The following is a 24,662-nucleotide window of genomic DNA, read 5'->3' as shown; positions in this document are numbered from 1 at the left end:
AGTCATGAAGGTAAGCGTCCTGGGGCTCGGCTACGTGGGCTGCGTGTCGGCAGCGTGCCTGGCCAGCCTGGGTCACGAGGTCATCGGGGTGGACGTGAACCAGGTGAAGGTCGACCTGGTCAACGACGGCAAGGCCCCGGTGGTCGAGGAGCGGATCGGCGAGCTCATCGCCGAGGTCGTGCGGGCCGGATCGTTGCGCGCCACCGGCGACGTCCGCGAGGCGATCATGGAAAGCGAGGTGTCGCTGGTCTGTGTGGGCACGCCGTCGGAGCCCAACGGCAGCCTGTGCACTACCTACTTGGAGCGGGTCACCGAGCAGATCGGCGCCGCGGTGGCGGATCGCAAGGGGCGCGGCGGGCGGCAGACCGTCGTGTTCCGCAGCACCATGCTGCCGGGCACCTGCCTGAACCTGCTGGTACCGATCCTGGAGAAGTTCGCCGGCGGCACGGCCGGGGTGGACTTCGGGGTCGCGGTCAACCCGGAGTTCCTGCGCGAGGGCACGAGCGTGCGGGACTTCTTCGACCCGCCCAAGACCGTCATCGGCGAGCTCGACCCGGCCAGTGGCGACGTGGTGGCGGCGCTGTACGACGGCTTGCCGGGCGAGGTGTTCCGGGTGCCGGTCCCGGTGGCCGAGGCGATCAAGTACGCGGACAACGCGTTCCACGGCCTCAAGATCGGCTTCGCGAACGAGCTGGGCGCGGTGTGCCAGGCACTCGGGGTGGACTCACACCAGGTGATCGACGTGTTCCTGGCCGACCGCAAGCTGAACATCAGCCCCGCCTATCTGCGGCCCGGCTTCGCCTTCGGTGGCTCCTGCCTGCCCAAGGACCTACGCAGCCTGGTCCACGCGGCCCGGCGGGCCGACGTCTCGGTGCCCATCCTCGCCCATGTGCTGCCCTCCAACTCCGACCATCTGCAGCGCGCGGTGGAGCTGGTCGAGCGCACCGGCAAGCGCCGGGCGGGCCTGTTCGGACTGTCCTTCAAACCCGGCACCGACGACCTCCGCGAGAGCCCGCTCGTCGAGCTGGCGGAGAGACTCTTCGGCAAGGGTTACGACCTCAAGATCTACGACGCCAACGTGAGCCTGTCCCGGCTGCTCGGCGCGAACCGCGAGTACATCGAGACCCGGCTGCCGCACCTCGCGCAGCTGCTCGCGGACTCCGTCGACGAGGTGCTCGAACACGCCGAGGTGTGCCTGGTCGGGACCAGGGACCCGGCCGTGCTGTCGGCGCTGCCGCATGGCGAGGGCCCCGTGCTGATCGATCTCGTCCGCCTTCCCGACGCCGAGGCGCGCCGGGCCGAACCGGGGTACGTGGGCCTTGCTTGGTAACGCAACAAGCGGTGTCGGGTCGGGCCGGCGCGCGCTGATCCTGGTGGAGAACCTGTCGGTGCCGTTCGACCGGCGGGTGTGGCAGGAGTGCACGACGCTGCGCGACGCGGGCTGGACGGTGCATGTCATCTGTCCGCAGGGCAGCAAGCGGGACACGGAGCCGGAGGCGGAGATCGACGGGGTGCGGATCCACCGCTACCCGTTGCGCGCGGCCACCGGAGGGCCGGCCGGCTACCTGCGGGAGTACGGAACGGCGTTGTGGCACACGGCCCGGCTGGCCCGCAAGGTCGGCCCGGTCGACGTGGTCCACGCCTGCAACCCGCCCGACCTGCTGTTCCTGCCGGCCCTGTGGCTGAAGCGGCGCGGCGCACGGTTCGTCTTCGACCAGCACGACCTGATACCCGAGCTGTACCTCTCCCGGTTCGACCGCGGCAAGGACCTGCTCTACCGCGCCGTGTGCGCGCTGGAACGGCTGACCTACCGGACCGCGGATGTCGTGCTCGCCACGAACGAGAGCTACCGGGAGGTCGCGGTGCGCCGTGGCGGCCGGCGGCCGGCGGACGTTTTCGTGGTGCGCAGCGCGCCCGACATCGAACGCTTCCAACCGGTGCCGCCCGAACCGGAGTTGAAGCGCGGCAAGCCTCATCTGCTGTGCTACCTCGGCGTCATGGGGCCGCAGGACGGCGTCGACTACGCCTTGCGGGCTCTGGCGAAGCTGCGCGACGAGCTGGGGCGGACGGACTGGCATGCGGTCTTCGTCGGCGGCGGTGACACCTTCGACGCGATGGTGGAGCTGTCCCGGCGGCTCGGGCTCGCGGAGCAGGTGCAGTTCACCGGGCGCGTTCCGGACGCCGACCTGGTGCGGTACCTGTCCACCGCGGACGTGTGCCTCTCCCCCGACCCGCGCAATCCGCTCAACGACGTGTCGACCATGAACAAGGTCCTGGAGTACATGGTGATGGGCCGGCCGATCGTCTCGTTCGACCTGCGGGAGGCGAGGGTCTCCGCCGGTGACGCCGCCGTCTACGCGCCCGCCAACGACGAGGCCGAGTTCGCCAGGCTCGTCGCGCTGTTGCTGGACGATCCGGAGCGGCGGGCCCGGATGGGCAAGGTCGGCCAGGAGCGGATCAGCGGGCGGCTTTCCTGGCGGAACTCGCAGGCGTCGCTGCTCGCCGCCTACGCCGCCGCCTGCCGTGACCACACTCCGGTGTCGGCGGGCCACCCGGTCCGGACAGGGAAGAGGCCGGGCCGTTGAGCGAGGACATACGCCTGGTCACGATCGGGCGGATCTTCCGTCGGCGCTGGCGGCTTCTCATCATCGTCGCGGTACTGGGCGCGCTCGTCGGCTACGGCGCCTCCCTGCTGTTCCCGCCGAGTTACACGACGTCGACCTCGGTACTGCTGGCGGGGCAGTGGGAGGAGCGCGAGCTGCTGACCCAGGCGGAGATCGCGGCCAGTTCGGCGGTGGTCGACCGGGCGGCCGCCACGCTCGGCTGGACCGGCGTCAGCGGCAGCGAGCTGCGGGATCGGGTGAGCGCCACGGCCACCGACGGGAACATCATCCAGATCTCGGGGACGGCCGACACCCCGGAGCGCGCACAGCGGCTCTCCGACCAGGTGGCCCGGCAGTTCGTCACCTTCGCCGCGCGGATCGCGGGCGACGGCAGCGCACCCGACGCGGCGGCGGGACCCGAGGCACTGCGGCAGAAGGTGCTGCAGACCGACCGCCGCATCACCGACCTGGCCAACGCGGCCGATCCGGGGAAGACCGTGGAGGGCGTGCAGGCCCGCACCGACCTGGAGAAGCTGCGCGCCGCGCTGCAGGACGCCGTGAAGAAGCTGGAGGCCAACCCGGCGACCAACAAGGCCGGCCTGGTCGTCATGGGGCCGGCGGCCCGGCCGACCGGCGAGGCACCGCCGACGAGGGCGCAGCTCATCGCCGCCGGGGCGCTACTGTTCCTCCTGCTCGCGGTCATCGGCCATCTCGCCGCCGCACGGGTGAACCGCCGGCCGCGCACCGAAGCGGAGATCGCCGCGGCGCTGGGCTCGGTGCTGCTGGGCACCGTCGACGTGCCCGGTGAACATCCCGCGCACCGGCCCGAAGGCCGTGGCCCGCGGGCCCGGATCCGCCGGCTGCTGGGCGTCGACACCCGGTGGGACGTACCGGCCCCGCGGATGTCCGGCGACGAGGCCGGCAGGCGGCTCCGCTACCGGCGGGTGTGCGCGCGCCTCCGGGACCAACTTCCGCTCCCCCGGCGGCTGTTGCTGGTCGTACCCGACGGCGACGAGATCGCCCGGCGGGCCGCCGAGCAGCTCGTCGCCGAGGCCGGGAGCGACCCCGTGCTGCGGGTGGTGGGGGTTTCGGTGGACCGGCCGATGGTGCCGGACCGCGGCGCCGAGTCCGGTGCCCTGGTCGTGCTCAGCGCGGGCAGCTGGAGCGCGGGGGAGCTCACCGGCATCGCCGAGGCGTGTGCGGACGGCAGGCAGGAGGTCGTCGGCATCGTCGTCGCCGGCCCGGTCCGGGCCCGTCCGGCGCGTCCTGTCGGCGAACCTCCGCAGCACGCCAGGCAGGCGATCGCGGTCGGCGGCGACGCGGGGGGAGGTGCGGTGTGACGACGAGCACGACTTCGGAGTCGTCGGCCGCCGCTCCGCTGCTGGACCTGCCGGCGCTGGTGGTGGCGGTGCGCAGGCGCCGACGCCTGTGGTGCTCCCTGGCGCTGCTGGGACTGCTGGTCGGCGCGGCGGTGGCGGTCCTGTTGCAGCCGCGGCCGAGCGCGGTGACCAAGGTGCTGGTCGCACATCAGGAGGACCAGCCGAACGACACCGGAACACTGATCCGCACCGACGTCGAGCTGCTGGGGACCACGCGGATCGCCGGCCAGGCCCTGCACTCCCTCAAGTCACCGGAAAAACCCGAGGACTTCATGCCGGACTACCGGGGTACCGGCGTGACCAACAACCTGCTGCAGATCGATGTGACCGGTGACAGCGACGCACAGGCGGCGGCCCGGGCCAAGGCGCTGGCCGACGCGTTCATCGCGGACCATGTGAAGCGGATGCGGGAAGCCGCGCAGGCCGAGTCCAAGGCCCTGCTCGACCAGCGCGACCGCATGCGGGACGAACTCGCCCAGGTCAACAAGGAGATCGGGGACCGCCCGCCGGCGAGCGGCCCGAAGGCGTCGGCGAGCATCGAGGCGCTCTTCGCCCGCCGGGCCGAACTCACCTCGCGGATCGCCGACTTCGACCAGCGCGCAGCGGACGCGCGCACCGGCACGCCCAGGGTCGTCTCCGGCACCCAGATCGTCGACGCCCCGCGCGCGGTGCGGCATTCCCTGCCCAAGGCCGTCGGCACCAACGCCGCGATCGGCCTCGTCGTCGGGCTCGTCCTCGGGCTCGCGGTGGCCGCGGTCGGCGTGGTGGTGGCGGACCGCCCCGTGCTGCGCCGGGACATCGCGGCGGACCTGGGCGCCTCGGTCATCGCGGAGCTGCCGCGCCGGTCGGGCAGGCGGTGGCAGCGCCGACGGACCCGGGCGGCACGCGAACGGCTCACCGCGTCCCTGGCCCGCACCGTGCGCTGCTCGGCGGAACCGGTGTCGCTGCTGGAACTGGGCTGTGCGCGCAGCACGAGCCTGCTCGCCCTGGACCTCGCCGGGGCACTGGCGGCGGACGGGCCGGTGGTCATCGTCGACGGTCTGCCCGGCCCGCAGCTCGCGGGCCGCCGCGAGCGGCCAGGAGACCCGGCCGTGGTCAGCGGCGAGCGTGCCGCGGCCGTGTCACCCGAGGTGCGCCGGCTCGGCGTGGGCTCTGTCGCGCCCGGCACGGCGTGGACCGACCTCCAGTACCTCGGCACCCGGACCGTGCTCGTCGTGCGTGCCGGGCACGGCAGCGCCGCATGGCTGCACACCGTGGCGCGGCAGCTCGCGGACCAGCACATTCCGGTGGTCGGTGTGGTGCTGATCGACCCCGATCCGCGGGACCGGACCGACGGCACGCTGTGGGACGGGCTACACATCGCACTGCGGGGCCACAGCGAGCGGCCGGCCCGGCAGAGCGGAGGGGGTACCTCCCACGCCGTTCAGGCAGTGGGGGAGGGCCGGCTGCGGACGGAGCGGCGGCCGATGTGGGCCGCGCAAGTCCCGGACAGCGACCAGGAGGCACGGTAGGAATGTGTGGCATCGCAGGCACGTACCGATGGCCGGACGGGAAGGTCGTGACCGACCGGCTCACCGATACCCTCGCCCACCGCGGTCCGGACGGGGCGGGCCGGTACAGCCATCCCGCCGGTGACGGCGAAGTGCACCTCGGGCACCGCCGGTTGGCCATCATCGACCTGTCCGGGACCGGCGCCCAGCCGATGGTCTCGGACGGCCTCGCCCTGACCTACAACGGCGAGCTGTACAACGCGCCGGATCTGCGGGCCGAGTTGGCGGCCGCCGGGGTGCGCTTCCGCGGTACCTCCGACACCGAGGTGGTGCTGGAGTCCTGGCGGCGCTGGGGCACCGACTGCCTGCCCCGGCTGCGCGGCATGTTCGCGTTCGGGATCTTCGACGAGCGGACCGGTGAACTGGTGCTCGCACGGGACCAGTTGGGCATCAAGCCGCTGTTCCTGCTGCGGCGCGGCACGGGGCTGGTGTTCGCGTCCGAGCTCAAGGCGCTCGCCACCGCGACCGGCGGCAAGCTGGAGGTGGACGACGCGGCGCTGGTGGCCTCGCTGCTCTACTACTGGGTGCCGGACTCCCGGTGCGCCTACCGCGAGGCCGAGAAGCTGCCGCCGGGAAGCTGGTTGCGGATCAGGCCCGACGGCGAGGTGCGGCGCGGCCGCTACTGGAACCTCAAGGACGTCGCCCACGAGGCCCGGGGCAGCGCACCGCCGGACCTGGCCGCCGTCGTCGAGGAGTCGACCCGACGCCATCTGCTCTCCGACGTACCCGTGGCGACCTTCCTCTCCGGCGGCCTCGACTCCAGTTACCTGACCGCGCTGGCGGCCCGCGACCGGCCCGGGATCTCCGCTTACACGATCGGGTTCCGCGCCGAGGACGCCAGGTTCGAGGCGATGCCGGACGACCTGCGCTATGCCCGGCAGGTGGCCGAGCGGTTCGGCGTCGACCTGCACGAGATCGAGATCGCTCCGAACGTGCTCGATCTGCTGCCGCGGATGACGTACCACCTGGACGAGCCGATCGGCGACCCCGCCGCGATCAACACGTTCCTGATCTGTACGGCCGCCCGGGAGGCCGGGATCAAGGTGATGCTTTCGGGGATGGGTGCCGACGAGCTGTTCGCCGGTTACCGCAAGCACCTGGCCAACCTGCTCGCGCTGCGCTATCAGCGGGTCCCGCGGCCCCTGCGGCGCGGGGTGTCCGCGGCCGTGGACCGGCTGCCGGTCGCCACGGCCCGCCGGGGGTACCGGTCGGTGCGCTTCGCGAAGCGGTTCCTCTCCTTCGCCGAGCTGCCGGAGGAGACCGCGTTCCGGCGCAGCTACACCATGTACGACCGGGACGAGCTGCTCGCCCTGGTCGATCCGGACCTGGCCGGGACGGTCGAGGACGTGCTGACCGAGCACGCGGACGTCTACCAGGACAACGACCTCGACGACTTCGTCAACCGCATGTGCCTGGGCGACGCCCGGATGTTCCTGCCGGGCCTGAACCTCACGTACACGGACCGGTCGAGCATGGCCGCGTCGACCGAGGTGCGGGTGCCGTATGTGGACGTCGAGGTGGTGCGGGCGGCGTTCGCCGTGCCCGGTGATCGCAAGATCGTCGGACGGCAGGGCAAGGCCGTCCTCAAGGAGGCGGCCGCCTCGGTGCTGCCCCGGGAGATCGTGTACCGGCCCAAGGGCCTGTTCAGCGCCCCGCTGCGGGCCTGGATGAGCCGGGATCTGGCTCCGCTGGTGCGCGAGGTGGTCAACGACGGCGAGCTCGTACGTTCCGGTTTCCTGCGCCGCGACGCACTGGCGCGGCTGGTGGCCGAGGACGCAGCCGGGCAGCGGGACTACTCCAAGCATCTGTGGCACGTACTGACCCTTGAGTACTGGTATCGCGACGCGACCTCTGGGTCCGGTCAGAGCGCTCGGTGAACGGCTGAGGAATTCAGAGGAGTTCGGGTGAAACAGGTTGTGCAGAACTACAAGAGCGGCGAGCTGGCGGTGCTCGACGTGCCGGTGCCGGGGTGCAAGCCGGGGGGTGTGCTGGTCCGCAGCGCCTACTCGCTGATCTCCACCGGCACCGAGCTGATGAAGGTGTCCGAGGCCGGTATGTCGATGCTGGGCAAGGCCCGCTCGCGTCCTGACCAGGTCGCCAAGGTCATGCAGAGCGTGGCCACCAACGGGCTGCCCGCCACCTACCGCAAGGTGATGGGAAAGCTGGACTCCTACACGCCGCTGGGCTACTCGCTGTGCGGGGTGGTCGAGCAGGTCGGCGCCGGGATCGATGACGTGAAGGTCGGCGACCTGGTGGCCTGCGCCGGCAACGAGCACGCGTTGCACGCCGAGCTGAACTGGGTGCCGAAGAACCTCTACGCCCCGGTGCCGGACGGCCTCGCGCCGCGGCACGCGGCCTTCGGCACCGTCGGGTCGATCGCGCTGCAGGGCGTCCGCCGCGGCGAGCCGCACCTCGGCGACGTGGCGCTGGTCATCGGCCTCGGGCTGATCGGGCAGCTGGTGGTGCAGCTGCTGGCCGCCTCGGGAGTCCGCGTCGTCGGGGTCGATCCCGACCCGGTGCGCTGCGAGCTGGCCGAGCGGCTGGGCGCCGCGGCCTGCGGCGACCCCGCGTCCGCGGCCGTGGAGGCCGCCGTCGCCGAGATCACCGGCGGTCACGGCGTGGACCAGGTGTATCTGGCCGCCGGCGGCGGCAGCAACCAGCCCGTCGAACTGGCCGCCCGGCTGAGCCGGGACCGCGGCCGGGTCGTCGACATCGGCAAGTGCCGCCTGGACCTGCCCTGGAACGCGTACTACGAGAAGGAGCTCGACGTCCGGTTCTCGCGCTCGTACGGCCCCGGGCGCTACGACCCGGAGTACGAGATCGAGGGGCGCGACTACCCGATCGGCTATGTGCGCTGGACCGAGCGCCGCAACCTGGCCTGCTTCCTCGATCTCCTCACCCGCGGCAGCGTCGACGTGGAGCCCCTGGTCTCCCACATCGCCGACTTCGAGGACGCCGTCGAGACGTACCGGCGCCTGAAGGACGGCGAGTTGAAGGCCGTGGCCGTGCTGTTCCGGTATCCCGAACAAGGGGTGGAGGCAGCAGCTCCGGCGGTGGCCGTGCCCACGGTGGCTGTGTCCACCAAAAGCAGGAAGCCGAGTCCGGCCCGGGCCGCCAGCACGCCGGTGCGCCTGGCGTTCGTCGGCGCGGGGAACTACGCGACGTCGATGTTGCTGCCGCACCTGGCACAACGCGACGGCGTCGAGTTGTCGACGGTCGTCACCACGACGGCGCTGTCCGCGGCCAACGCACAGCGGAAGTTCGGCTTCGCCGAGGCGACCACCGATCTCGACGCCGTGCTCGGCGACACGTCCATCGACGCGGTGTTCGTGGTCACCCGGCACAGCTCGCACGCCGAACTGACCCGACGGGCGCTCATCGCCGGCAAGACGGTCTTCGTGGAGAAGCCGCTGGCCCTCACCGAGGACGAGCTGGCGGGTGTGCTCGCGGCGGTGGAGGAGTCCGGCAACGACCGGCTGCAGGTGGGCTTCAACCGCCGGTTCGCGCCGCTGCTGAACGAGGCCAGGAAGCGGTTCGGCGCCCGGACCGGCCCGGCGAGCCTCCGCTACCTGGTCAACGCGGGACGGCTGCAGCACGGCAGCTGGTATCTCCAACAGGGCACCGAGGGCTCGCGGTTCGCCGGCGAGGGCGGGCACTTCATCGACACGGCGAGCTGGCTGCTGGACGCCGACCCCGTGTCGGTGTACGCCACCGGCTCGTCCGGCAACGAGGACCTGCAGGTCGTACTGCGCTACCCGGACGGGTCCACCGCCACCATCAGTTACGTCACCACGGGCCCCGCCGGCCTCCCCAAGGAGACCCTCGACCTCGTCGCGGACGGGAAGGCACTGCGGCTCGACGACTTCGTCCGGGCTTCGGTGTATTTCGAAAAGAGCACAGCCGGCCGTAAGAAGTGGGTCAGTTCGCGGTTGCCCAAGGCCCGGGACAAGGGCCAGAACGCCGAACTGGCCGCGTTCATCAAGGCCGTGCGGACCGGCGGGCCGATGCCTGTGCCGCTGGAGTCGCTGGTCGCCACGACTGCGGCGACCCTCGCCGTGCAGGCGGGCCTGGCCGGCGGTGCCCCGGTGACGTTGGCGAGCGCGCGATGACCATGAGCGCGGGCTGGTACCTGCGACGCCTCTCCCGGATGGGACCGCAGGAGATCGCCGGCCGGGTGGGCGACACCGTACGCAGGCGGCGATGGCGGTCGGCGCGGCCGCACTGCCCGAGTGTGGCCGGCGCCCGGTTCACAGCGGTCCTGCCCGCCGGGACGATCGCCGCGCTGCCTCCGGACGCCGCGAAACGTCTCCTCGCCGAGGCGGACCGGCTGATGGACGGGCACGCCGAGTATTTCGGGGTGGTCCGCGACGACCTGGCCGACCCGGACTGGTGGCGCGACCCGAAGACCGGACGCCGGGCTCCGGGGGGCTACGCCTTCGACGTGCCGTACCGGAACGAGGACGCGGTCGGGGACATCAAGCAGATCTGGGAGCCGTCCCGGCATCAGTACCTCACCCAGCTCGCCGCCGCCTACGCGCTCACCGGGAACGAGCGGTACGCCGAGCGCGTGGCCGAGCACCTGCGGTCGTGGTGGGCGGCCAACCCACCGCTGCGCGGCGTGCACTGGATCAGCGGTATCGAGCTGGGCATCCGGCTGCTGTCCTGGGTGTGGATCCGCCGGCTGCTCGACGGCTGGCCGGGCGCGGCCGGGCTGTTCGAGGGCAACCCGGTGGCGCGGAACCAGATCTGGCACCACCAGCGCTGGCTGGCGGCCTTCCCCAGCCGGGGGTCGTCGGCGAATAACCACGTCATCGCCGAGGCCGCCGGGCAGTTCGCCGCGGCCTGTGCGTTCGGGTGGTTCCCCTCCTCGGCGCGCTGGCGAGCCGGCGCGCTGCGGTCGCTGGAGCGGCAGCTGCGCGGCAACACCTTCGGCTCCGGCCTCAACCGCGAGCTGGCCACCGAGTACCACGGACTCGTCCTGGAGTTGGGCCTGGCCGCGGTGGCCGAGGCGGATGCCGCGGGGGTGCCGGTCCCGGCGACGATCCGGCTGGTGCTGCTGCGGATGACCGACGCGCTCGCGGCCGTCGTGGACGACCGGCTACGGCCACCGCGCCAGGGGGACGCGGACGACGGACACGGTCTGGTCGTGGACGGTGCGGGCACCGACCGCTGGGCCTCGCTGCTGGCCACCGGGGACGCCGTGTTCGGGCGGCTCGCCTGGTGGCCCACGGTGACCGGCACCGATGTGCGCACCCCGCTGCTGGCCGCGCTCATCCGGCCGTACGCGAAGGCCGTGCCCCGCCCCGCGAGTCGACCGGCGCACTTCGCCGACGCGGGGCTCACCATCCTGCGCGGTCCGGGGAAGATCTGGTGCCGCTGCGACGGTGGTCCGCACGGCTTCCTGGCCATCGCCGCGCATGCCCACGCGGACGCGCTGTCCGTGGAGGTCCGGCACGACGGGGTCGACGTGCTCGCCGACCCGGGGACGTTCTGCTACCACGGGCAGCCCGAGTGGCGGCAGTACTTCCGGTCGACCCTCGGCCACAACACCCTGCGGCTGAACGGCGGTGACCAGTCCGCCTCCGGCGGCCCGTTCCTGTGGACCCGGCATGCCCGCAGCCGCGTCCTGGTCGCGGAGACGTCCGGTGCCTCCGACGGGGGGACGGCCCGCTGGTGTGCCGAGCACGACGGCTATCAGCCTTCCGTGCACCGCCGCCGGGTGGAACTGGCGGCCGCGAGCTCGGAGTTGCGGGTCGTCGACGAGGTGCGCGGCCCGCGCCGGGCCGTACAGCTGGCGTTCCACCTCGGTCCGGCGATCGCCGCGGACCTGACGGGCAACCGGGCGGTGCTCACCTGGACCCGGGACGGCGAGGACCGCTCCGCGGTGCTCGACCTGCCCGGGCAGCTGTCCTGGCGGGCGCATCGCGGCGAGACCGACCCGCCACTGGGCTGGTACTCCCCCGGCTTCGGGCGCAAGGAACCCTCGACAACGCTGGTCGGCACCGCCCTCCTCGGACAGCACAGCGCCGATGGCACGGAGGGGTTCACCACCGTGCTCAGGTTCCGGGGCTAGGGGGGCGCGTGGGGATCAGGAGGCGGCTCTGGGCGTCGGCGGCGGCACCGCTGGCGCTGGCCCTGCTGGCGGCGACCGGCTGTGACAGCACGTCGGACGCCGCGGCACGGCCGACTGCCGCGCAGTCCACGTCCGGGGCGCCGGCCACGCCCGTGGCCCGGGTGTGCGCCAGGCCCGCGGCGGGGCCGGCGACGGCGCCGGCGGGCGCGGTGACGGTCGACCCCGCGGTCGTCGGTGACCTGGCGGCGAAGACCAAGAGCAGCCCGCCGAACACCACGTTCTGGCTTCGGCCGGGTCGGCACCGGCTCGATCCGGACCGCTATGCCCAGGTCATCCCCAAGGAGGGCGACCGCTACCTCGGTGCGCCGGGCGCGGTGCTCGACGGCGGGAAGACCAACCAGTACGCGTTCGGCGGCACCGCTGCCCATGTCACCCTCCGCTACCTGACCGTGCAGGGTTTCGTCGCGCCGCAGAACGAGGGCGTGGTCAACCACGATTCGGCCGACGGGTGGGTGATCGAACACGCGACGATCCAGGACAACGCGGCCGCCGGGCTGATGGCCGGTTCCCGCCAGCAGGTCCGCGCCAGCTGCCTGCGCGACAACGGTCAGTACGGCATGAACGCGTACAAGCCCGAAGGCCGGATCAGCGGTCTGGTGGTCGAGGGCAACGAGATCACGGGCAACAACACCGGCGACTGGGAGCGGCGGAAGCCGGGCTGCGGCTGCACCGGAGGCGTCAAGTTCTGGGCCGTCAACGGCGCCGACGTACGCGGCAACTGGGTGCACGACAACCGCGGCACCGGGTTGTGGGCAGACACCAACGACAACGACTTCCGCATCGAGGACAACGTGCTGGAGGCCAACGACGGTGCCGCGCTGATCTACGAGGCCAGCTACAACGCGGTCATCCGGAAGAACACGATCCGGCGGAACAACTGGGTCGAGGGCCGCAGATACGCCGACCGTGAGGACAGCTTCCCGCTCGCGACCCTCTACCTGTCGGAGTCCGGCGGCGAACCACGGATCCCCGCCCGCACGGACGAGATCGAGATCTACCGGAACGTCCTGGAGAACAACTGGAACGGGATCACCCTGTGGGAGAACGCCGACCGGTTCTGCAACAGCCCGGCCAACACCTCGTCCGGTGACTGCACATTGCTGGTGCGGCACCCCGACCGCTGCGTGCGGCCGGCGATCGCCTCCGCACCGCTCTACGCCGACTGCCGGTGGAAGACCCAGCGGGTGGACATCCACGACAACCGCTTCGTGCTGGACAAGTCCGTCGTCGACTGCACGGTGAAGTGCGACCGCATGGCGGTGCTGGCCAACTACGGAACCTATCCGGACTGGTCGCCGTACCAGGGCGAGCGGGTGGCCGAGGCGATCACCGGCAGGCAGCGCAACCGCTGGCACGACAACGTCTACGTCGGCCCGTGGAAGTTCGTCGCCCACGACCCGAGCCAGGTGCTCGACTTCGGGCAGTGGCAGGGCACGCCGTACCAGCAGGACGCGGGCAGCACCTTCCGCGCACGGGACGGTGGTTGAGATGGGCGCGCACCACACGTCGAAGATCGTCGGAACGGTCTGGGGGCTGCTGGTCCTCAACACCCTCGGCTCCGCCGGGGCGAAGACCATCATTCCGCTGCCCCGCTCCCTCATCCAGATGGTCACCATGGGCGCGCTGGTCGCCGCGTTCGCGCTGGCGCTCGCGGTCAATCTGCGGCTGCGTATCCGGGCCAGCGCCTATCTGTTCCTGCTGACCCTGCTGCTGACGGCGAGCGTGATCTCCAGCGCGAACCTGGAGTCCGGGTTCGGCGCGCTGTTCCGCTGCGTCCGGCTGGCTCTTTTCGTCGGCACGCTGTGGCTGCTCAGCCGCTGGTGGGACGGCGGCCCTACGTTCGTGCGGCACCACATCCGGATGTACTTCGCGGTGCTCGGGTCGGTGGCCGCCGGTCTGGCCGTCTCACCGGGCGCGGCCCTGCCCGATCTCTACGGCGGGCGGCTGGTCGGCGCGTTGTGGCCGCTCACGCCCCCGCAGATCGGACAGTACGCCGCGGTGATCACCGGGCTCACCGTGCTGCTCGTACTGGGCCGCCGGACCGACCGGGCCGGCGCGGCGGTGATCATCGTGCCGTCACTCGTCCTGCTCGCGCTGACCCACACCCGCACCGCCACGCTCGGCCTGCTCATCGGGCTGGCGCTGGCGATCGGCTCGCTCCTCCTGACCAGCGCCGCCGCCCGCCGGTTCTTCACCTGGGCGGTGCTGTGCGCCGCGGTGGCCGCGGTGGGGTTCAGCTCCGCGCTGCAGACGTGGTTCCTGCGCGGACAGGACCAGGAGAACCTCACCAGCCTCACCGGCCGGGCCAAGGTCTGGGACGCCCTGCTGGCAGCGCCCCGGACGATCTCGGAGCAGCTGTTCGGCGTGGGCCTGGGCGACAAGTCGTTCGGCGGGCTGCCGATCGACAACAGCTGGCTGGCCGTTTATCACGAGCAGGGTCTGATCGGCGTCGCCCTGGTGGCGGCGGTCCTCATCGTGCTGGGCGGCGTGGCGTTGCTGCGGCCACCGTCGCTGCCGAGGGCCTGCGCGATCTTCCTGATCAGCTACTGCGCGATCGCGTCGTACACCGAGGCCGGGCTGGGCGACGCCTCGCCGTATCTGCTGCATCTCGCCCTGGCCGCCTCGCTGTTGGCGGCACCCGCCGCGACCACGCCCCGGCCGGCGCCCGAAGTCCCCCGACGACGTATCCCGCGCTGGGCCCGGGATCGGGAGGTGATCTGAGCATGCACGTCCTCGTGGTGCACAACCGCTACTCCTCGGCGCAGCCGAGCGGGGAGAACAACGTCGTCGACCAGGAGGTGGAGCTGCTGCGCGCGGCCGGCCACCGGGTCGAGGTGTTCGAGCGGCGCAGCGACGACATCGCCGCCCGGTCCCTGCCGGGCAAGGCCGCGGTACCGCTGCTGGTGCCGTGGAACCCGGCGGTCCGCGCGGAACTCGCCGCCCGGCTCCGCACCGAACGGCCGGACATCGTCCACGTCCACAACGTCTTCCCGCTCCTGTCGCCCGCCGTACTGGCCGCCTGCGCCGACGCCGGCGTACCCGCCGTCGCCACGCTGCACAACTACACCCAGGTCTGCCCGCCGGGCACCTTGCAGCGCGACGGGCGGCCCTGCACCGAGTGCGTCGGAACTAAGGCACCGCTGCCCGCCGTCCGACACGGCTGCTACCGCAGCTCCCGGCTGGCGACGGTGCCGCTCGCGGTCAGTCTGTCGGTCAACCGGCGGCGGTGGTGGTCCGGCGTGGCCCGGTTCTTCTGCATCTCCGCGGCACAGCGCGACGTCCTGGTGCGGGCCGGCATGCCCCCCGAGCGGCTGGCGGTGAAGCACAACTTCGTGCCGGATCCGGACGCCGTCCGAGTGGGCGCCGGCGAGCATCTGCTCTATCTCGGCCGCCTCGCGGAGGCCAAGGGCGTGCGGCTGCTCATGGCCGCGTGGGACGAGATCGCCGCGAGCGGCGGGGTGGGCGTGCCGCTCGTGGTCGCCGGCGCGGGGCCGCTGGAGCGCGAGGTGACCGCCTGGGCGGCGGGCCGGGACGACGTGCGCTACGTCGGCCTGTACGACCCGGCGGAGTGCCGGCAGGCCGTCGCGCGGTCGGTCGCCGTGGTGGCGCCCTCGACGTGGCTGGAGGCGTTCGGCCTGGTGGTCGTGGAGGCGATGGCGGCCGGGGTCCCGGCCGTCGCCGCCGGTCATGGCGCCTTCGTCGAACTCGTCGAGGACGGGGTGACCGGACTGCTGCACCGGCCGGGCGAGTCCGCTTCGCTCGCGTCCTGCATACGCCGGATCGCGGCCGAGCCGGCCCGCAACCGGGAGATGGGCCAGGCGGCCCGGCGCCGTTACGAGCAGGGTTTCAGCCCGGCCGTCGGGCTGGAGCGCCTGGTGGAGGGGTACCGCACCGCGATCGCGGGGCGGTTGGAATCAATGGGGACGGAATCCATGGGGACGGAATCAATGGGGGGCACCACATGACACGATGCCGACTCTGCGGCTCGGCGGCGCTGGCGAGCGTCGTCGATCTGGGGGCGACCCCGCCGTGTGAGAGCTTTCTCGCCGCGGACCAACTGGACCGGCCGGAGCCGGCGTACCCGCTGCACCTGCGGGTCTGCACCGACTGCTGGCTGGCGCAGATCCCGCCGCTGATCACGCCGGAGGAGACGTTCCAGGAGTACGCGTACTTCTCCTCGTACTCGACCTCCTGGGTGGAGCATGCGCGCACGTTCGTCGCCGACGCCGTACAGCGGGTGGGGCTCGGCGCCAAAGGCTCCGACGCCTTCGTGGTCGAGGTGGCGAGCAACGACGGATACCTGCTGAAGCACGTGGTGGACCGGGGGATCCGCTGCCTCGGCATCGAGCCGTCGGTGAACGTCGGCGCCGCGGCGCGGGACGCGGGGGTGCCCACGCTCACGGAGTTCCTGAGCCCGGACACCGGCTCGGCCGTCCGTGCCGAGCACGGCCCGGCGGACCTGGTCGTGGCCAACAACGTGTACGCGCACATCCCCGACGTGGTCGGGTTCACCCGGGGGCTGCGCGCCCTGGTCGCCGACGACGGCTGGGTCTCCATCGAGGTCCAGCACCTGCTGACCCTGATCGAGGAGAACCAGTACGACACGATCTACCACGAGCACTTCCAGTACTACACGGTCGCGTCCGCGACCCGGGCGCTGGCCGGCGGCGGACTCGTGCTCGTGGACGTCGAGTTGCTGCCCACGCACGGCGGCTCGATCCGGCTGTGGGCCCGGCCGGCCGAGGTGGCCGGGGAGCCGACGCAGCAGGTGGCCGACATCCTGGCCCGCGAGAAGGCCGCAGGGCTCCAAGAGCTGTCCGGATACGCCGAGTTCGCGGCCCGGGTGGCCAAGGTGCGCCGGGACCTGCTGAAGTTCCTCATCGAGGCGGCCGAGCAGGGGAAGACGGTCGTCGGCTACGGCGCCCCGGGCAAGGGCAACACCCTGCTCAACCACTGCGGCATCCGGTCCGACCTGCTCGCGTACACGGTCGACCGCAACCCGTACAAGCACGGCAGGTTCACCCCGGGCACCCGCATCCCGATCCTGCCGCCCGAGCGGATCGCCGCCGACAAGCCGGACTACGTCCTCGTCCTCCCGTGGAACCTGCGGGCGGAGCTGACCGAGCAGCTGTCCTACGTGCACGACTGGGGCGGCCGCCTGGTCTTCCCCATCCCGGAACTGAGCATTGTCGAGGTCACGTCGTGAATGAGGTAGCAGCATGAAGGTCGTACTGTTCTGCGGCGGCTACGGGATGCGGATGCGCAGCGGCGCCACCGACGACGTGCCCAAGCCGATGGCGATGGTCGGCCCGCGCCCGCTGATCTGGCATGTCATGCGCTACTACGCGCACTTCGGGCACCGGGAGTTCATCCTGTGCCTGGGCTACGGGGCGCACCACATCAAGAACTTCTTTCTCAACTACGAGGAGACGACGTCCAACGACTTCGTGCTGAGGGGCGGGCGGACCGAGCTGCTGTCCACCGACATCTCGGACTGGACGATCACGTTCGCGCAGACCGGCATCGAGTCGCCGATCGGGGAGCGGCTGCGTCGGGTGCGTCACCATCTGGACGGCGACGAGATGTTCCTCGCCAACTACGCCGATGTGCTCACCGATGCGCCGCTGCCCGAGATGATCGACCGGTTCGCGCAGCGCGACGCGGGTGCGTCGATGATGGTCGTGCCGCCCCAATCCTCCTTCCACTGCGTCGAGTTGGGTGAGGAGGGGCTGGTCGGCGGCATCACCGCGGTGAGCGAACTGCCGCTGTGGGAGAACGGCGGCTACTTCGTGCTCCGCCAGGAGGTCTTCGACCACATCCCGGAGAACGGGGACCTGGTCGCCGACGGATGCGCCCAACTCGCCAAGCAGGGACGGCTGGTGGCCCACCAGCACCGCGGCTTCTGGAAGCCGACCGACACCGTGAAGGAGCGGGCCGCGCTCGACGCCGCCTACGCCCGGGGTGACCGCCCGTGGGCCGTGTGGGAACGGGACCGCGTAGGGGCGAACGTCGGGGTGAGCGCGTGATCCGGCTCGGCTACCGGCCCCTGAAGAGCATTGTCGCGGTGGGCGCGCACTGCGACGACATCGCCATCGGCGCGGGCGGCACCCTGCTGTCGATGTGCCGCGCGCGGCCGGGGCTACGCGTCGACGCCCTGGTGCTCTCCGGCGGCGGCACCGAACGGGAGCAGGAGGAGGAAGCCGCGCTCGCCGCCTTCTGCCCCGGAGCCGAACTCCGCCTCACCGTACTGAAGTTGCCCGATGGCCGGATGCCCGTGCACTGGGACGAGGCCAAGGCCGCCGTCGAGGAGCTGCGGGAGCGGACCGACCCCGACTTGATCCTCGCCCCGCGCACCGACGACGCGCACCAGGACCACCGCGGCCTGGCGCAGCTCATACCCACCGCGTTCCGCGACCACCTCGTCCTCGGCTACGAGATCGTCAAGTGGGACGGCGACCTCGGCCGGATGGCCGCCTACCAGCCGCTGTCGCCGGAGGCCGCCGAGGAGAAGGTGCGGCTGCTGCAGGAGCACTACGCCTCGCAGCGGCACCGGCCCTGGTACGACCGGGAAGCCTTCCTCGGCCTCGCCCGGATCCGCGGCATCGAATGCCAGACGCGCTACGCCGAGGCGTTCGCCGTCACCAAACTCACGCTCGATCTGGGCACTTTCCACCTGGGGGGTTGAACCTTGCGCGTACTGCTGACCGGACACCAGGGCTACCTGGGCACCGTGATGGCCCCGGTACTCACGGCCGCCGGACACGAGGTCGTCGGCCTGGACGCCGGCCTGTTCACCGACTGCGTCCTCGGCCCGGCGCCCGCCGACCCTCCGGGACACCGGGTGGACCTGCGCGACGTCACGGCCGAACACGTGGCCGGGGTGGACGCCGTGATCCACCTGGCCGCCCTGTCCAACGACCCGCTGGGATCGCTGGCGCCGCAGCTCACCTACGACATCAACCACCACGCGTCCGTGCGGCTGGCCCGGCTGGCCCGCGAAGCCGGAGTACGACGCTTCCTCTACGCGTCGACCTGCTCCGTTTACGGCGCCGCCGGGGGCGACGAGTTGGTGACCGAGGACGCCCCGCTGCGCCCGGTGACCCCGTACGCGGAGTCCAAAGTGCGGGTGGAGGACGACCTGCACGCCCTGGCCGACGACGACTTCACCCCGGTGTACATGCGCAACGCCACCGCCTTCGGCTACTCGCCCCGGCTGCGCGCCGACATCGTGCTGAACAACCTGGTGGGCCATGCGCTGCTGTCCGGCGAGGTGCTGGTGCTCTCCGACGGCACCCCCTGGCGCCCGCTGGTGCATGCCGCCGACATCGCCCGGGCCTTCGCGGCCGCGCTGACCGCGCCGCGGGAGGCGGTGCACGACCGGGCGTTCAACATCGGCAGCGAGACCAACAACGTAACGGTCGCCGAGATCGCCGGGCAGGTCGCCGAGGCGGTGTCCGGTGCGAAGGTGCGGATCACCGGCGAGAGCGGTGCCGATCCGCGCTCGTACCGGGTGGACTTCTCCGCTTTCCGCGCCGCGATCCCCGACTTCGACTGCGAGTGGACGGTGAAGCGGGGCGCGCTCGAACTCGCCGACGCCTACCGGAAGTTCGGGCTCACCCGGGAGGACTTCGAGCAGCGCTTCACCCGGCTGGCCGTGCTGCGCGCGGCGTCCGAGGCCGGTGCCGTCGACGACACCCTGCGGTGGCGCCCGTGACCGCGCTCGGCGAGGAGATGTACGCACTGGTGGAGCGGATGTACCCGCTCTGCCGGAGCATCACCGGCGACGGTGTGCGCGCCACCCTGGACATCGTCGGCGAGTACGTCCCGCTGCAGGTGCACGAGGTGCCGACCGGGACCCGGGTACTCGACTGGACGGTCCCGCAGGAGTGGAACATCCGGGACGCGTACATCGCCGACACCGCGGGCAACCGGGTCGTCGACTTCGCCGCGTCCAGCCTGCACGTGCTCGGCTACAGCGTGCCGGTGTCGGCGACCATGCCGCTGGCCGCGCTGCGCGCACACCTGCACACCCTGCCGGACCACCCGAAGTGGGTTCCGTACCACACCAGTTACTACCAGCCGGAGTGGGGGTTCTGCCTGGCCCAGGAGACCCTGGACGCGCTGCCGGACGGCGAGTACGAGGTGTGCGTCGACTCCACACTCGCCGACGGCCACCTCACCTACGCCGAACACGTGGTTCCCGGGCAGGTCGCCGACGAGGTGATCGTCTCGTGCCACGTCTGCCACCCGTCGCTGGCCAACGACAACCTGGCCGGCATCGCGGTGGCGACGTTCCTGGCCCGGACGCTGGCGGAGCAAACCCCGTACTACACCTACCGGTTCCTCTTCGCGCCCGGCACCATCGGCGCGATCACCTGGCTGGCCCGCAACGCGGAGCGGATCGAGCAGGTGAAGCACGGCCTGGTGCTGGCCTGCGCCGGCGACCCGGGACAACTGACGTACAAAGAGAGCAGGCGCGGCGACGCGGAGATCGACCGGGTGCTGCGGCATGTGCTGGCCGCCTCCGGACGACCGCACCGCGTCGCCGAGTTCACTCCGTACGGCTACGACGAGCGGCAGTTCTGCTCGCCCGGGTTCGATCTGGGAGTGGGCTCGCTCAGCCGGACGCCGTACGCCGGCTACCCCGAGTACCACACCTCGGCGGACAACCTGGACTTCGTCTCCCCGGAGGCGATGGCGGACACGCTCGCCGTCTGCCGCGAGGCGTTCACCGTGCTGGACCGCAACCGGCGGTACGTCAACCTCAGCCCCTACGGCGAACCGCAGCTGGGCCGGCGGGGGTTGTACGACGCGCTCGGCGGCCGCAGCGACACCAAGCAGGCCCAGATGGCCATGCTCTGGGTGCTCAGCCTCTCCGACGGGGAGCACAGTCTGCTGGATGTCGCCGAGCGGTCCGGGCTGCCGTTCGACACCGTCGCCGCCGCGGCCGGCGCCCTGCACGGCGCCGGACTGATCAAGGCATGACGCGGATGACCACCGAGGGGGAGAAGACGAAGACGACAGCATCGGCGGCCGGGGCCGGGCACGCCCGGTCGTCCGCCAGGCGGGCCGTAGCCGGCCGGCTGTCCTGGGGACTGGCCGACCAGGCGGCCTCCAGCATGACCAACTTCGCGGTGGGGATCTATGTGGCCCGCTCGCTGGGGGTGGCCGCGTTCGGCGTGTTCAGCCTGGCCTGGGTGACCTACGGCGTGGTGCTCAACGTCTCCCGCGGGCTGGCCACCGACCCGCTCGTGGTGCGCTTCAGCGGCGTGCCGGATGCGTCCTGGCGGGCGGCGGTGGCCCGGTCATCGGGTACCGCGCTCGGCCTCGGTGCCGCCCTCGGCGCGGCGTGCCTGGTGGTCGGGCTGGGTCTCGGCGGCCCCGTGGGGCCCGCGTTCGCCTGCCTCGGCGTCGTGCTGCCGGCACTGCTGCTGCAGGATGCCTGGCGCTTCGCGTTCTTCGCCGCCGGCACCGGGCGAAAGGCGTTCGTCAACGACCTCGTGTGGGGCGTCGCGCTCGTCCCGGCCATGGTGGTCGCGGCCCGCGTGGGCAGCGTGGCCGCTTTCGTCCTCGCCTGGGGCGCGTCCGCCGCGGTGGCCGCGGGGTACGGCTGCCTGCAGTCCGGCATCCGGCCCCGGATGGCCCGGGCGCGCGGGTGGCTTCGCGAGCAGCGTGACCTCGGCTACCGGTACCTGGTCGAGAACGTCAGTCTCAGCGGCGCGAGCCAGCTGCGGGCGTACGGGCTCGGCGCGATCGTCGGGGTCGGTGCGGTGGGTGCGGTGCGGGGCGCGGAGCTTCTGCTCGGCCCGTTCCTCGCGCTGCTGATGGGGCTGTCGCTGGTCACCGTCGCGGAGGCGGCACGGGTGCTGCGGCAGGCCCCGCACCGGCTGGGTGCCTTCTGCCTCCTGCTGGGCGGCGGGCAGGCCATCGCGGCGCTGCTCTGGGGCGGGGCGCTGCTGCTGGTGCCGGACGGGCTCGGCGAGCTGGTGCTCGGCGGCGTCTGGCCCGCCGCCTCGGCCCTCGTCGTACCGGTCACGCTCGGCGTCGCGGGCGCCGGCCTCGGTACCGGTGCGGCGGCCGGGCTGCGCGCGCTCGCCGCGGCCCGGCGCAGCCTGCGCTGCCAGCTGTTCGCCTCCGCCTGCTATGTCGGCGGCGGGCTCGGCGGGGCGGCCGTGGCCGGCACGGCCGGCTCGGCCTGGGGCGTCGCCACCGCGACCATCTGCGGCTCGGCGGTGTGGTGGCTGCAGCTGCGGTCCGCCCTGCGCGAGCGCCAACACCACCCGATCCCCGAAGAAGCGAGGACGCCATGACCGCCCACCCCCGACTGAGCATCGGCCTGCCCGTCTACAACGGCGAGGAGTACCTCGCCGAGGCGCTCGACGCCCTGCTCGGCCAGACCTACGAGGACTTCGAGCTGGTCATCTCCGACAACGCCTCGGCCGACGGGACCCAGGACATCTGCCGCACGTACGCCGCACAGGACTCCCGTATCCGCTACCTCCGCCTGCCCCGCAACATCGGCGCCACACCGAACCACAACCGCGTCCTCGCCGAGGCCCGGGGCGAGTTGTTCAAGTGGGCCTCGCACGACGACCTCTACGGCCGCGACCTGCTGCGCCGCTGCGTCGAGGCGCTGGACGAGCGGCCGGACGTGATCCTCGCCCACACCGACCAGGCCGTCATCGACGGCGACGGCCAGGTCACCGTCCCGTACACGTACACGCTCGCCACCGACTCACCGCACGCACCGGAGCGTTTCCGCAGCCTGCTGTTCGAGCCGGGCGGCGACGACTTCTACGGGGTGCTGCGCACCGAGGTGCTGCGCCGCGTGAAGCCGATGGACAGCTACCACCACGCGGACCGCACCTACGTCGCCGAGATCACCCTGCACGGCCGCTTCCACCAGGTCCCCGAGCTGCTGTACTTCCGCCGCGACCACCCCACCCGGGCCGAACGCGCCAACCCGTCCAAGCGCTCCCGGTGCGTCAACCTGGATCCGCGCCGGGCCGGGCCGCTGCACCCGACGCCCCGGCTGCTCGCCGAGTACGTCTGGGGCTTCGCCTCGGCAATCCGGCGGGCGCCGTTGTACCCGGCCGAACGGCGCGCGTGCTACGGCCACTTGGCCGCCTGGATGACCAGCCGGGTCCGTCCTGGCGCCGGTGAGCGGGTCGAGGACCGTGCCCCGGTCGACCCGGCCCTGCTCACCGTCTCCGTCGACGCCCTCGTCGCCGGCCGTGAAGGGCGTACGGCATGAACAGGGCGCCACGGGTAGGGGTGTTCGGGCTGCTCGGCTCCGGCAACCTCGGCAACGACGGGTCGCTCCAGGCCCTCCTCGGGTATCTGCGCGCCGAGCACCCGGACGCGGTCGTGGACGCGCTGTGCGGGGGACCCGAGGCGGTGACGGCGCGATTCGGGATCCCCGCGACACGACTGCACTGGAACCGCGGCGAGTACCGGACGGCGTCACGGGCGGGCGCGATGACGACCAAGGGCCTCGGCAAACTCGTCGACGCGTTCCGCACCGCCGCCTGGGTGCGCCGGCACGACGTGGTGATCGTGCCGGGCATGGGCGTCCTGGAGGCCACCCTGCCGCTGCGGCCGTGGGGCTTCCCGTACGCGCTGTTCCTGCTCTGCGCGAGCGGCCGCCTGCTCGGCACCCGGGTCGCGCTGGTCAGCGTGGGAGCGGCCGGGATCCGCAACCGGCCGACCCGGGCCCTGGTGCGCTGGTCGGCGCGGCTCGCCGCGTACCGCTCGTACCGCGACGCGCAATCCCGGGACGCGATGCGGCAGATGGGCGTGGACACGACGCGCGACAAGGTCTACCCGGACCTCGCGTTCGCCCTGCCGACACCGGAAGCGCAGAAGAAGCCCGACTCCCCAGGCCCTGTCTGCGTCGGCGTCATGGACTTCCACGGCAGCAACGACGACCGCGCCCGCGCCGACGAGATCCACCGCCGTTACCTGGATGGGACCATCCGGTTCGTGCGCACCCTCGTCGAGGAGGGCAGGCCGGTCCGGCTGCTCACCGGCGACGACTGTGATGCGGCGGTGGTCGACGCGATCCGCGACGCGGTGGACTCGCCGCTGGTCACCGCCGCCGAACCGACGTCCCTGGCCGACCTGATGACGGAGATGGCGGCCGCCGACTCCGTCGTGGCGGTCCGCTACCACAACCTGATCTGCGCCGTGCGGACCGGCACCCCGGTGCTCGCCCTCTGCTATGCGGCCAAGAGCGACGCGCTCATGGACCGGATGGGCCTCGGCGCGTACTGCCACCCGGCCCGCGAGGTCGACGCCGACCGGCTCCTGGAACAGTTCCGGACGCTGGAGAAGCGCGCGCCCGAACTGCGGCAGACCCTCGCCGGGCGGAACGCGCTCGCCGACCGTCAACTCCAGGCCCAGTTCGCCGAGTTGACCGCCGTCCTGTTCCCTGAGGAGACCCGATGAAAGCGACCGAAGTCCCGGCCATCTCCGGCGCGTTCCTCTTCGAGCCGACGCCGTACGCCGACGAACGCGGCTTCTTCTGCCGCACCTTCGACGCCGACGTGGTCCGCTCGGTGGGCCTCGACCCGCACGCCTTCGTCCAGGACAGCGTGTCCCGCTCGGTCCGGGGCGTGCTGCGCGGCCTGCACCTGCGCTCCGGCGCCGGCGAGGCCAAGCTGGTGCGCTGCTCGTACGGGAGGATCTTCGACGTCGTCGTGGACCTGCGCCCGGACTCGCCGACCTACCTGGGCCGGGCCTTCTTCGAGCTGTCCGGCGAGACGCAGACGACCCTGTACGTCCCGGCGGGGTGCGCACACGGCTTCCAGGCGCTGACCGACACCGCCGACACCTCGTACCGGATCGACCGCCCGCACGATCCGGCCGAGGACGTGACGATCGCCTTCGACGACCCGGAGCTCGCCATTCCCTGGCCGCTGCCGGTCACCTCGATGTCCCAGCGGGACCGGGAGGCGCCGAGCCTCGCCAAGGTCCTTCAGCACACAGAGAGTTGAGG

19 protein-coding genes are annotated in these 24,662 nt (G+C 72.1%); all 19 read left to right on the top strand.

Annotated elements, in window-relative coordinates; all coding sequences use genetic code 11:
- The first annotated feature begins 4 nt into the window (after positions 1-4).
- From ACRAS8_RS32095 to ACRAS8_RS32005, 19 genes are read left to right on the top strand one after another with little or no spacing between them, the layout of a single operon-like run.
- Positions 5-1,330 carry a nucleotide sugar dehydrogenase gene (locus tag ACRAS8_RS32095; RefSeq protein WP_438489488.1) on the top strand — a complete coding sequence of 442 codons (1,326 nt, stop codon included), beginning with the start codon at positions 5-7 and terminating at the stop codon, positions 1,328-1,330.
- Complete coding sequence (locus tag ACRAS8_RS32090; protein ID WP_438489487.1) at positions 1,320-2,585, top strand: glycosyltransferase family 4 protein; 1,266 nt, start codon at positions 1,320-1,322, stop codon at positions 2,583-2,585. The genes ACRAS8_RS32095 and ACRAS8_RS32090 overlap by 11 nt, the downstream gene beginning before the upstream one ends.
- Positions 2,582-3,943, top strand: a complete 1,362-nt coding sequence (locus ACRAS8_RS32085) for a Wzz/FepE/Etk N-terminal domain-containing protein (RefSeq protein ID WP_438489486.1) — start codon at positions 2,582-2,584, stop codon at positions 3,941-3,943. Before ACRAS8_RS32090 ends, ACRAS8_RS32085 begins: the two co-directional genes overlap by 4 nt.
- Positions 3,940-5,493 (top strand): Wzz/FepE/Etk N-terminal domain-containing protein, encoded by a 1,554-nt coding sequence (locus tag ACRAS8_RS32080; protein ID WP_438489485.1) that lies wholly within the window; start codon positions 3,940-3,942, stop codon positions 5,491-5,493. Before ACRAS8_RS32085 ends, ACRAS8_RS32080 begins: the two co-directional genes overlap by 4 nt.
- A gap of 2 nt (positions 5,494-5,495) precedes the next feature.
- Complete coding sequence (asnB, locus tag ACRAS8_RS32075) at positions 5,496-7,409, top strand: asparagine synthase (glutamine-hydrolyzing) (RefSeq protein ID WP_438489484.1); 1,914 nt, start codon at positions 5,496-5,498, stop codon at positions 7,407-7,409.
- Positions 7,410-7,436: 27 nt separating this feature from the next.
- On the top strand, positions 7,437-9,641 hold the full coding sequence (locus ACRAS8_RS32070; protein ID WP_438489483.1) for a bi-domain-containing oxidoreductase: 2,205 nt from the start codon (positions 7,437-7,439) through the stop codon (positions 9,639-9,641).
- Positions 9,638-11,605, top strand: a complete 1,968-nt coding sequence (locus ACRAS8_RS32065) for an alginate lyase family protein (protein ID WP_438489482.1) — start codon at positions 9,638-9,640, stop codon at positions 11,603-11,605. The genes ACRAS8_RS32070 and ACRAS8_RS32065 overlap by 4 nt, the downstream gene beginning before the upstream one ends.
- Before the next feature lie 8 nt (positions 11,606-11,613).
- The gene (locus ACRAS8_RS32060) at positions 11,614-13,152 is read left to right on the top strand and encodes a right-handed parallel beta-helix repeat-containing protein (protein WP_438489481.1); all 1,539 of its coding nucleotides are present in this window, start codon (positions 11,614-11,616) and stop codon (positions 13,150-13,152) included.
- A gap of 1 nt (position 13,153) precedes the next feature.
- Complete coding sequence (locus tag ACRAS8_RS32055; protein WP_438489480.1) at positions 13,154-14,386, top strand: O-antigen ligase domain-containing protein; 1,233 nt, start codon at positions 13,154-13,156, stop codon at positions 14,384-14,386.
- Between the two features lie 2 nt (positions 14,387-14,388).
- Positions 14,389-15,630, top strand: a complete 1,242-nt coding sequence (locus ACRAS8_RS32050) for a glycosyltransferase (RefSeq protein ID WP_438489479.1) — start codon at positions 14,389-14,391, stop codon at positions 15,628-15,630.
- Entirely contained in the window at positions 15,627-16,871 is a 1,245-nt protein-coding gene (locus ACRAS8_RS32045; RefSeq protein WP_438489478.1) for a class I SAM-dependent methyltransferase, read from the top strand. The genes ACRAS8_RS32050 and ACRAS8_RS32045 overlap by 4 nt, the downstream gene beginning before the upstream one ends.
- A 13-nt stretch (positions 16,872-16,884) precedes the next feature.
- Complete coding sequence (locus tag ACRAS8_RS32040; RefSeq protein WP_438489477.1) at positions 16,885-17,691, top strand: sugar phosphate nucleotidyltransferase; 807 nt, start codon at positions 16,885-16,887, stop codon at positions 17,689-17,691.
- On the top strand, positions 17,688-18,350 hold the full coding sequence (locus ACRAS8_RS32035; RefSeq protein WP_438489476.1) for a PIG-L deacetylase family protein: 663 nt from the start codon (positions 17,688-17,690) through the stop codon (positions 18,348-18,350). Before ACRAS8_RS32040 ends, ACRAS8_RS32035 begins: the two co-directional genes overlap by 4 nt.
- A 3-nt stretch (positions 18,351-18,353) precedes the next feature.
- On the top strand, positions 18,354-19,379 hold the full coding sequence (locus ACRAS8_RS32030) for an NAD-dependent epimerase/dehydratase family protein (RefSeq protein ID WP_438489475.1): 1,026 nt from the start codon (positions 18,354-18,356) through the stop codon (positions 19,377-19,379).
- A complete protein-coding gene (locus ACRAS8_RS32025) occupies positions 19,367-20,650 on the top strand; it encodes a DUF4910 domain-containing protein (RefSeq protein ID WP_438489474.1) in 1,284 nt (427 codons plus the stop codon). Before ACRAS8_RS32030 ends, ACRAS8_RS32025 begins: the two co-directional genes overlap by 13 nt.
- Positions 20,651-20,655: 5 nt before the next feature.
- Positions 20,656-21,975 carry a hypothetical protein gene (locus ACRAS8_RS32020; protein WP_438490663.1) on the top strand — a complete coding sequence of 440 codons (1,320 nt, stop codon included), beginning with the start codon at positions 20,656-20,658 and terminating at the stop codon, positions 21,973-21,975.
- The gene (locus tag ACRAS8_RS32015) at positions 21,972-22,919 is read left to right on the top strand and encodes a glycosyltransferase family 2 protein (RefSeq protein ID WP_438489473.1); all 948 of its coding nucleotides are present in this window, start codon (positions 21,972-21,974) and stop codon (positions 22,917-22,919) included. The genes ACRAS8_RS32020 and ACRAS8_RS32015 overlap by 4 nt, the downstream gene beginning before the upstream one ends.
- The gene (locus tag ACRAS8_RS32010; protein WP_438489472.1) at positions 22,916-24,112 is read left to right on the top strand and encodes a polysaccharide pyruvyl transferase family protein; all 1,197 of its coding nucleotides are present in this window, start codon (positions 22,916-22,918) and stop codon (positions 24,110-24,112) included. The genes ACRAS8_RS32015 and ACRAS8_RS32010 overlap by 4 nt, the downstream gene beginning before the upstream one ends.
- Positions 24,109-24,660 carry a dTDP-4-dehydrorhamnose 3,5-epimerase family protein gene (locus ACRAS8_RS32005; protein WP_438489471.1) on the top strand — a complete coding sequence of 184 codons (552 nt, stop codon included), beginning with the start codon at positions 24,109-24,111 and terminating at the stop codon, positions 24,658-24,660. Before ACRAS8_RS32010 ends, ACRAS8_RS32005 begins: the two co-directional genes overlap by 4 nt.
- The last annotated feature ends 2 nt before the right edge of the window (positions 24,661-24,662 follow it).

It is taken from the genome of Streptomyces sp. S186, assembly GCF_051603415.1.
Classification (GTDB): domain Bacteria; phylum Actinomycetota; class Actinomycetes; order Streptomycetales; family Streptomycetaceae; genus Streptomyces.
The sequence above is the reverse complement of the archived record's forward strand: the minus strand, read 5'-3'. Positions and strand labels throughout refer to the sequence as shown.

Coding starts and splice junctions, on each gene's coding strand:
- asnB (WP_438489484.1), top strand. CDS start 5,496: ATGTGTGGCATCGCAGGCACGTACCGATGGCCGGACGGGAAGGTCGTG.
- ACRAS8_RS32045 (WP_438489478.1), top strand. CDS start 15,627: ATGACACGATGCCGACTCTGCGGCTCGGCGGCGCTGGCGAGCGTCGTC.
- ACRAS8_RS32020 (WP_438490663.1), top strand. CDS start 20,656: ATGACCACCGAGGGGGAGAAGACGAAGACGACAGCATCGGCGGCCGGG.
- ACRAS8_RS32015 (WP_438489473.1), top strand. CDS start 21,972: ATGACCGCCCACCCCCGACTGAGCATCGGCCTGCCCGTCTACAACGGC.
- ACRAS8_RS32050 (WP_438489479.1), top strand. CDS start 14,389: ATGCACGTCCTCGTGGTGCACAACCGCTACTCCTCGGCGCAGCCGAGC.
- ACRAS8_RS32065 (WP_438489482.1), top strand. CDS start 9,638: ATGACCATGAGCGCGGGCTGGTACCTGCGACGCCTCTCCCGGATGGGA.
- ACRAS8_RS32005 (WP_438489471.1), top strand. CDS start 24,109: ATGAAAGCGACCGAAGTCCCGGCCATCTCCGGCGCGTTCCTCTTCGAG.
- ACRAS8_RS32010 (WP_438489472.1), top strand. CDS start 22,916: ATGAACAGGGCGCCACGGGTAGGGGTGTTCGGGCTGCTCGGCTCCGGC.
- ACRAS8_RS32040 (WP_438489477.1), top strand. CDS start 16,885: ATGAAGGTCGTACTGTTCTGCGGCGGCTACGGGATGCGGATGCGCAGC.
- ACRAS8_RS32095 (WP_438489488.1), top strand. CDS start 5: ATGAAGGTAAGCGTCCTGGGGCTCGGCTACGTGGGCTGCGTGTCGGCA.
- ACRAS8_RS32055 (WP_438489480.1), top strand. CDS start 13,154: ATGGGCGCGCACCACACGTCGAAGATCGTCGGAACGGTCTGGGGGCTG.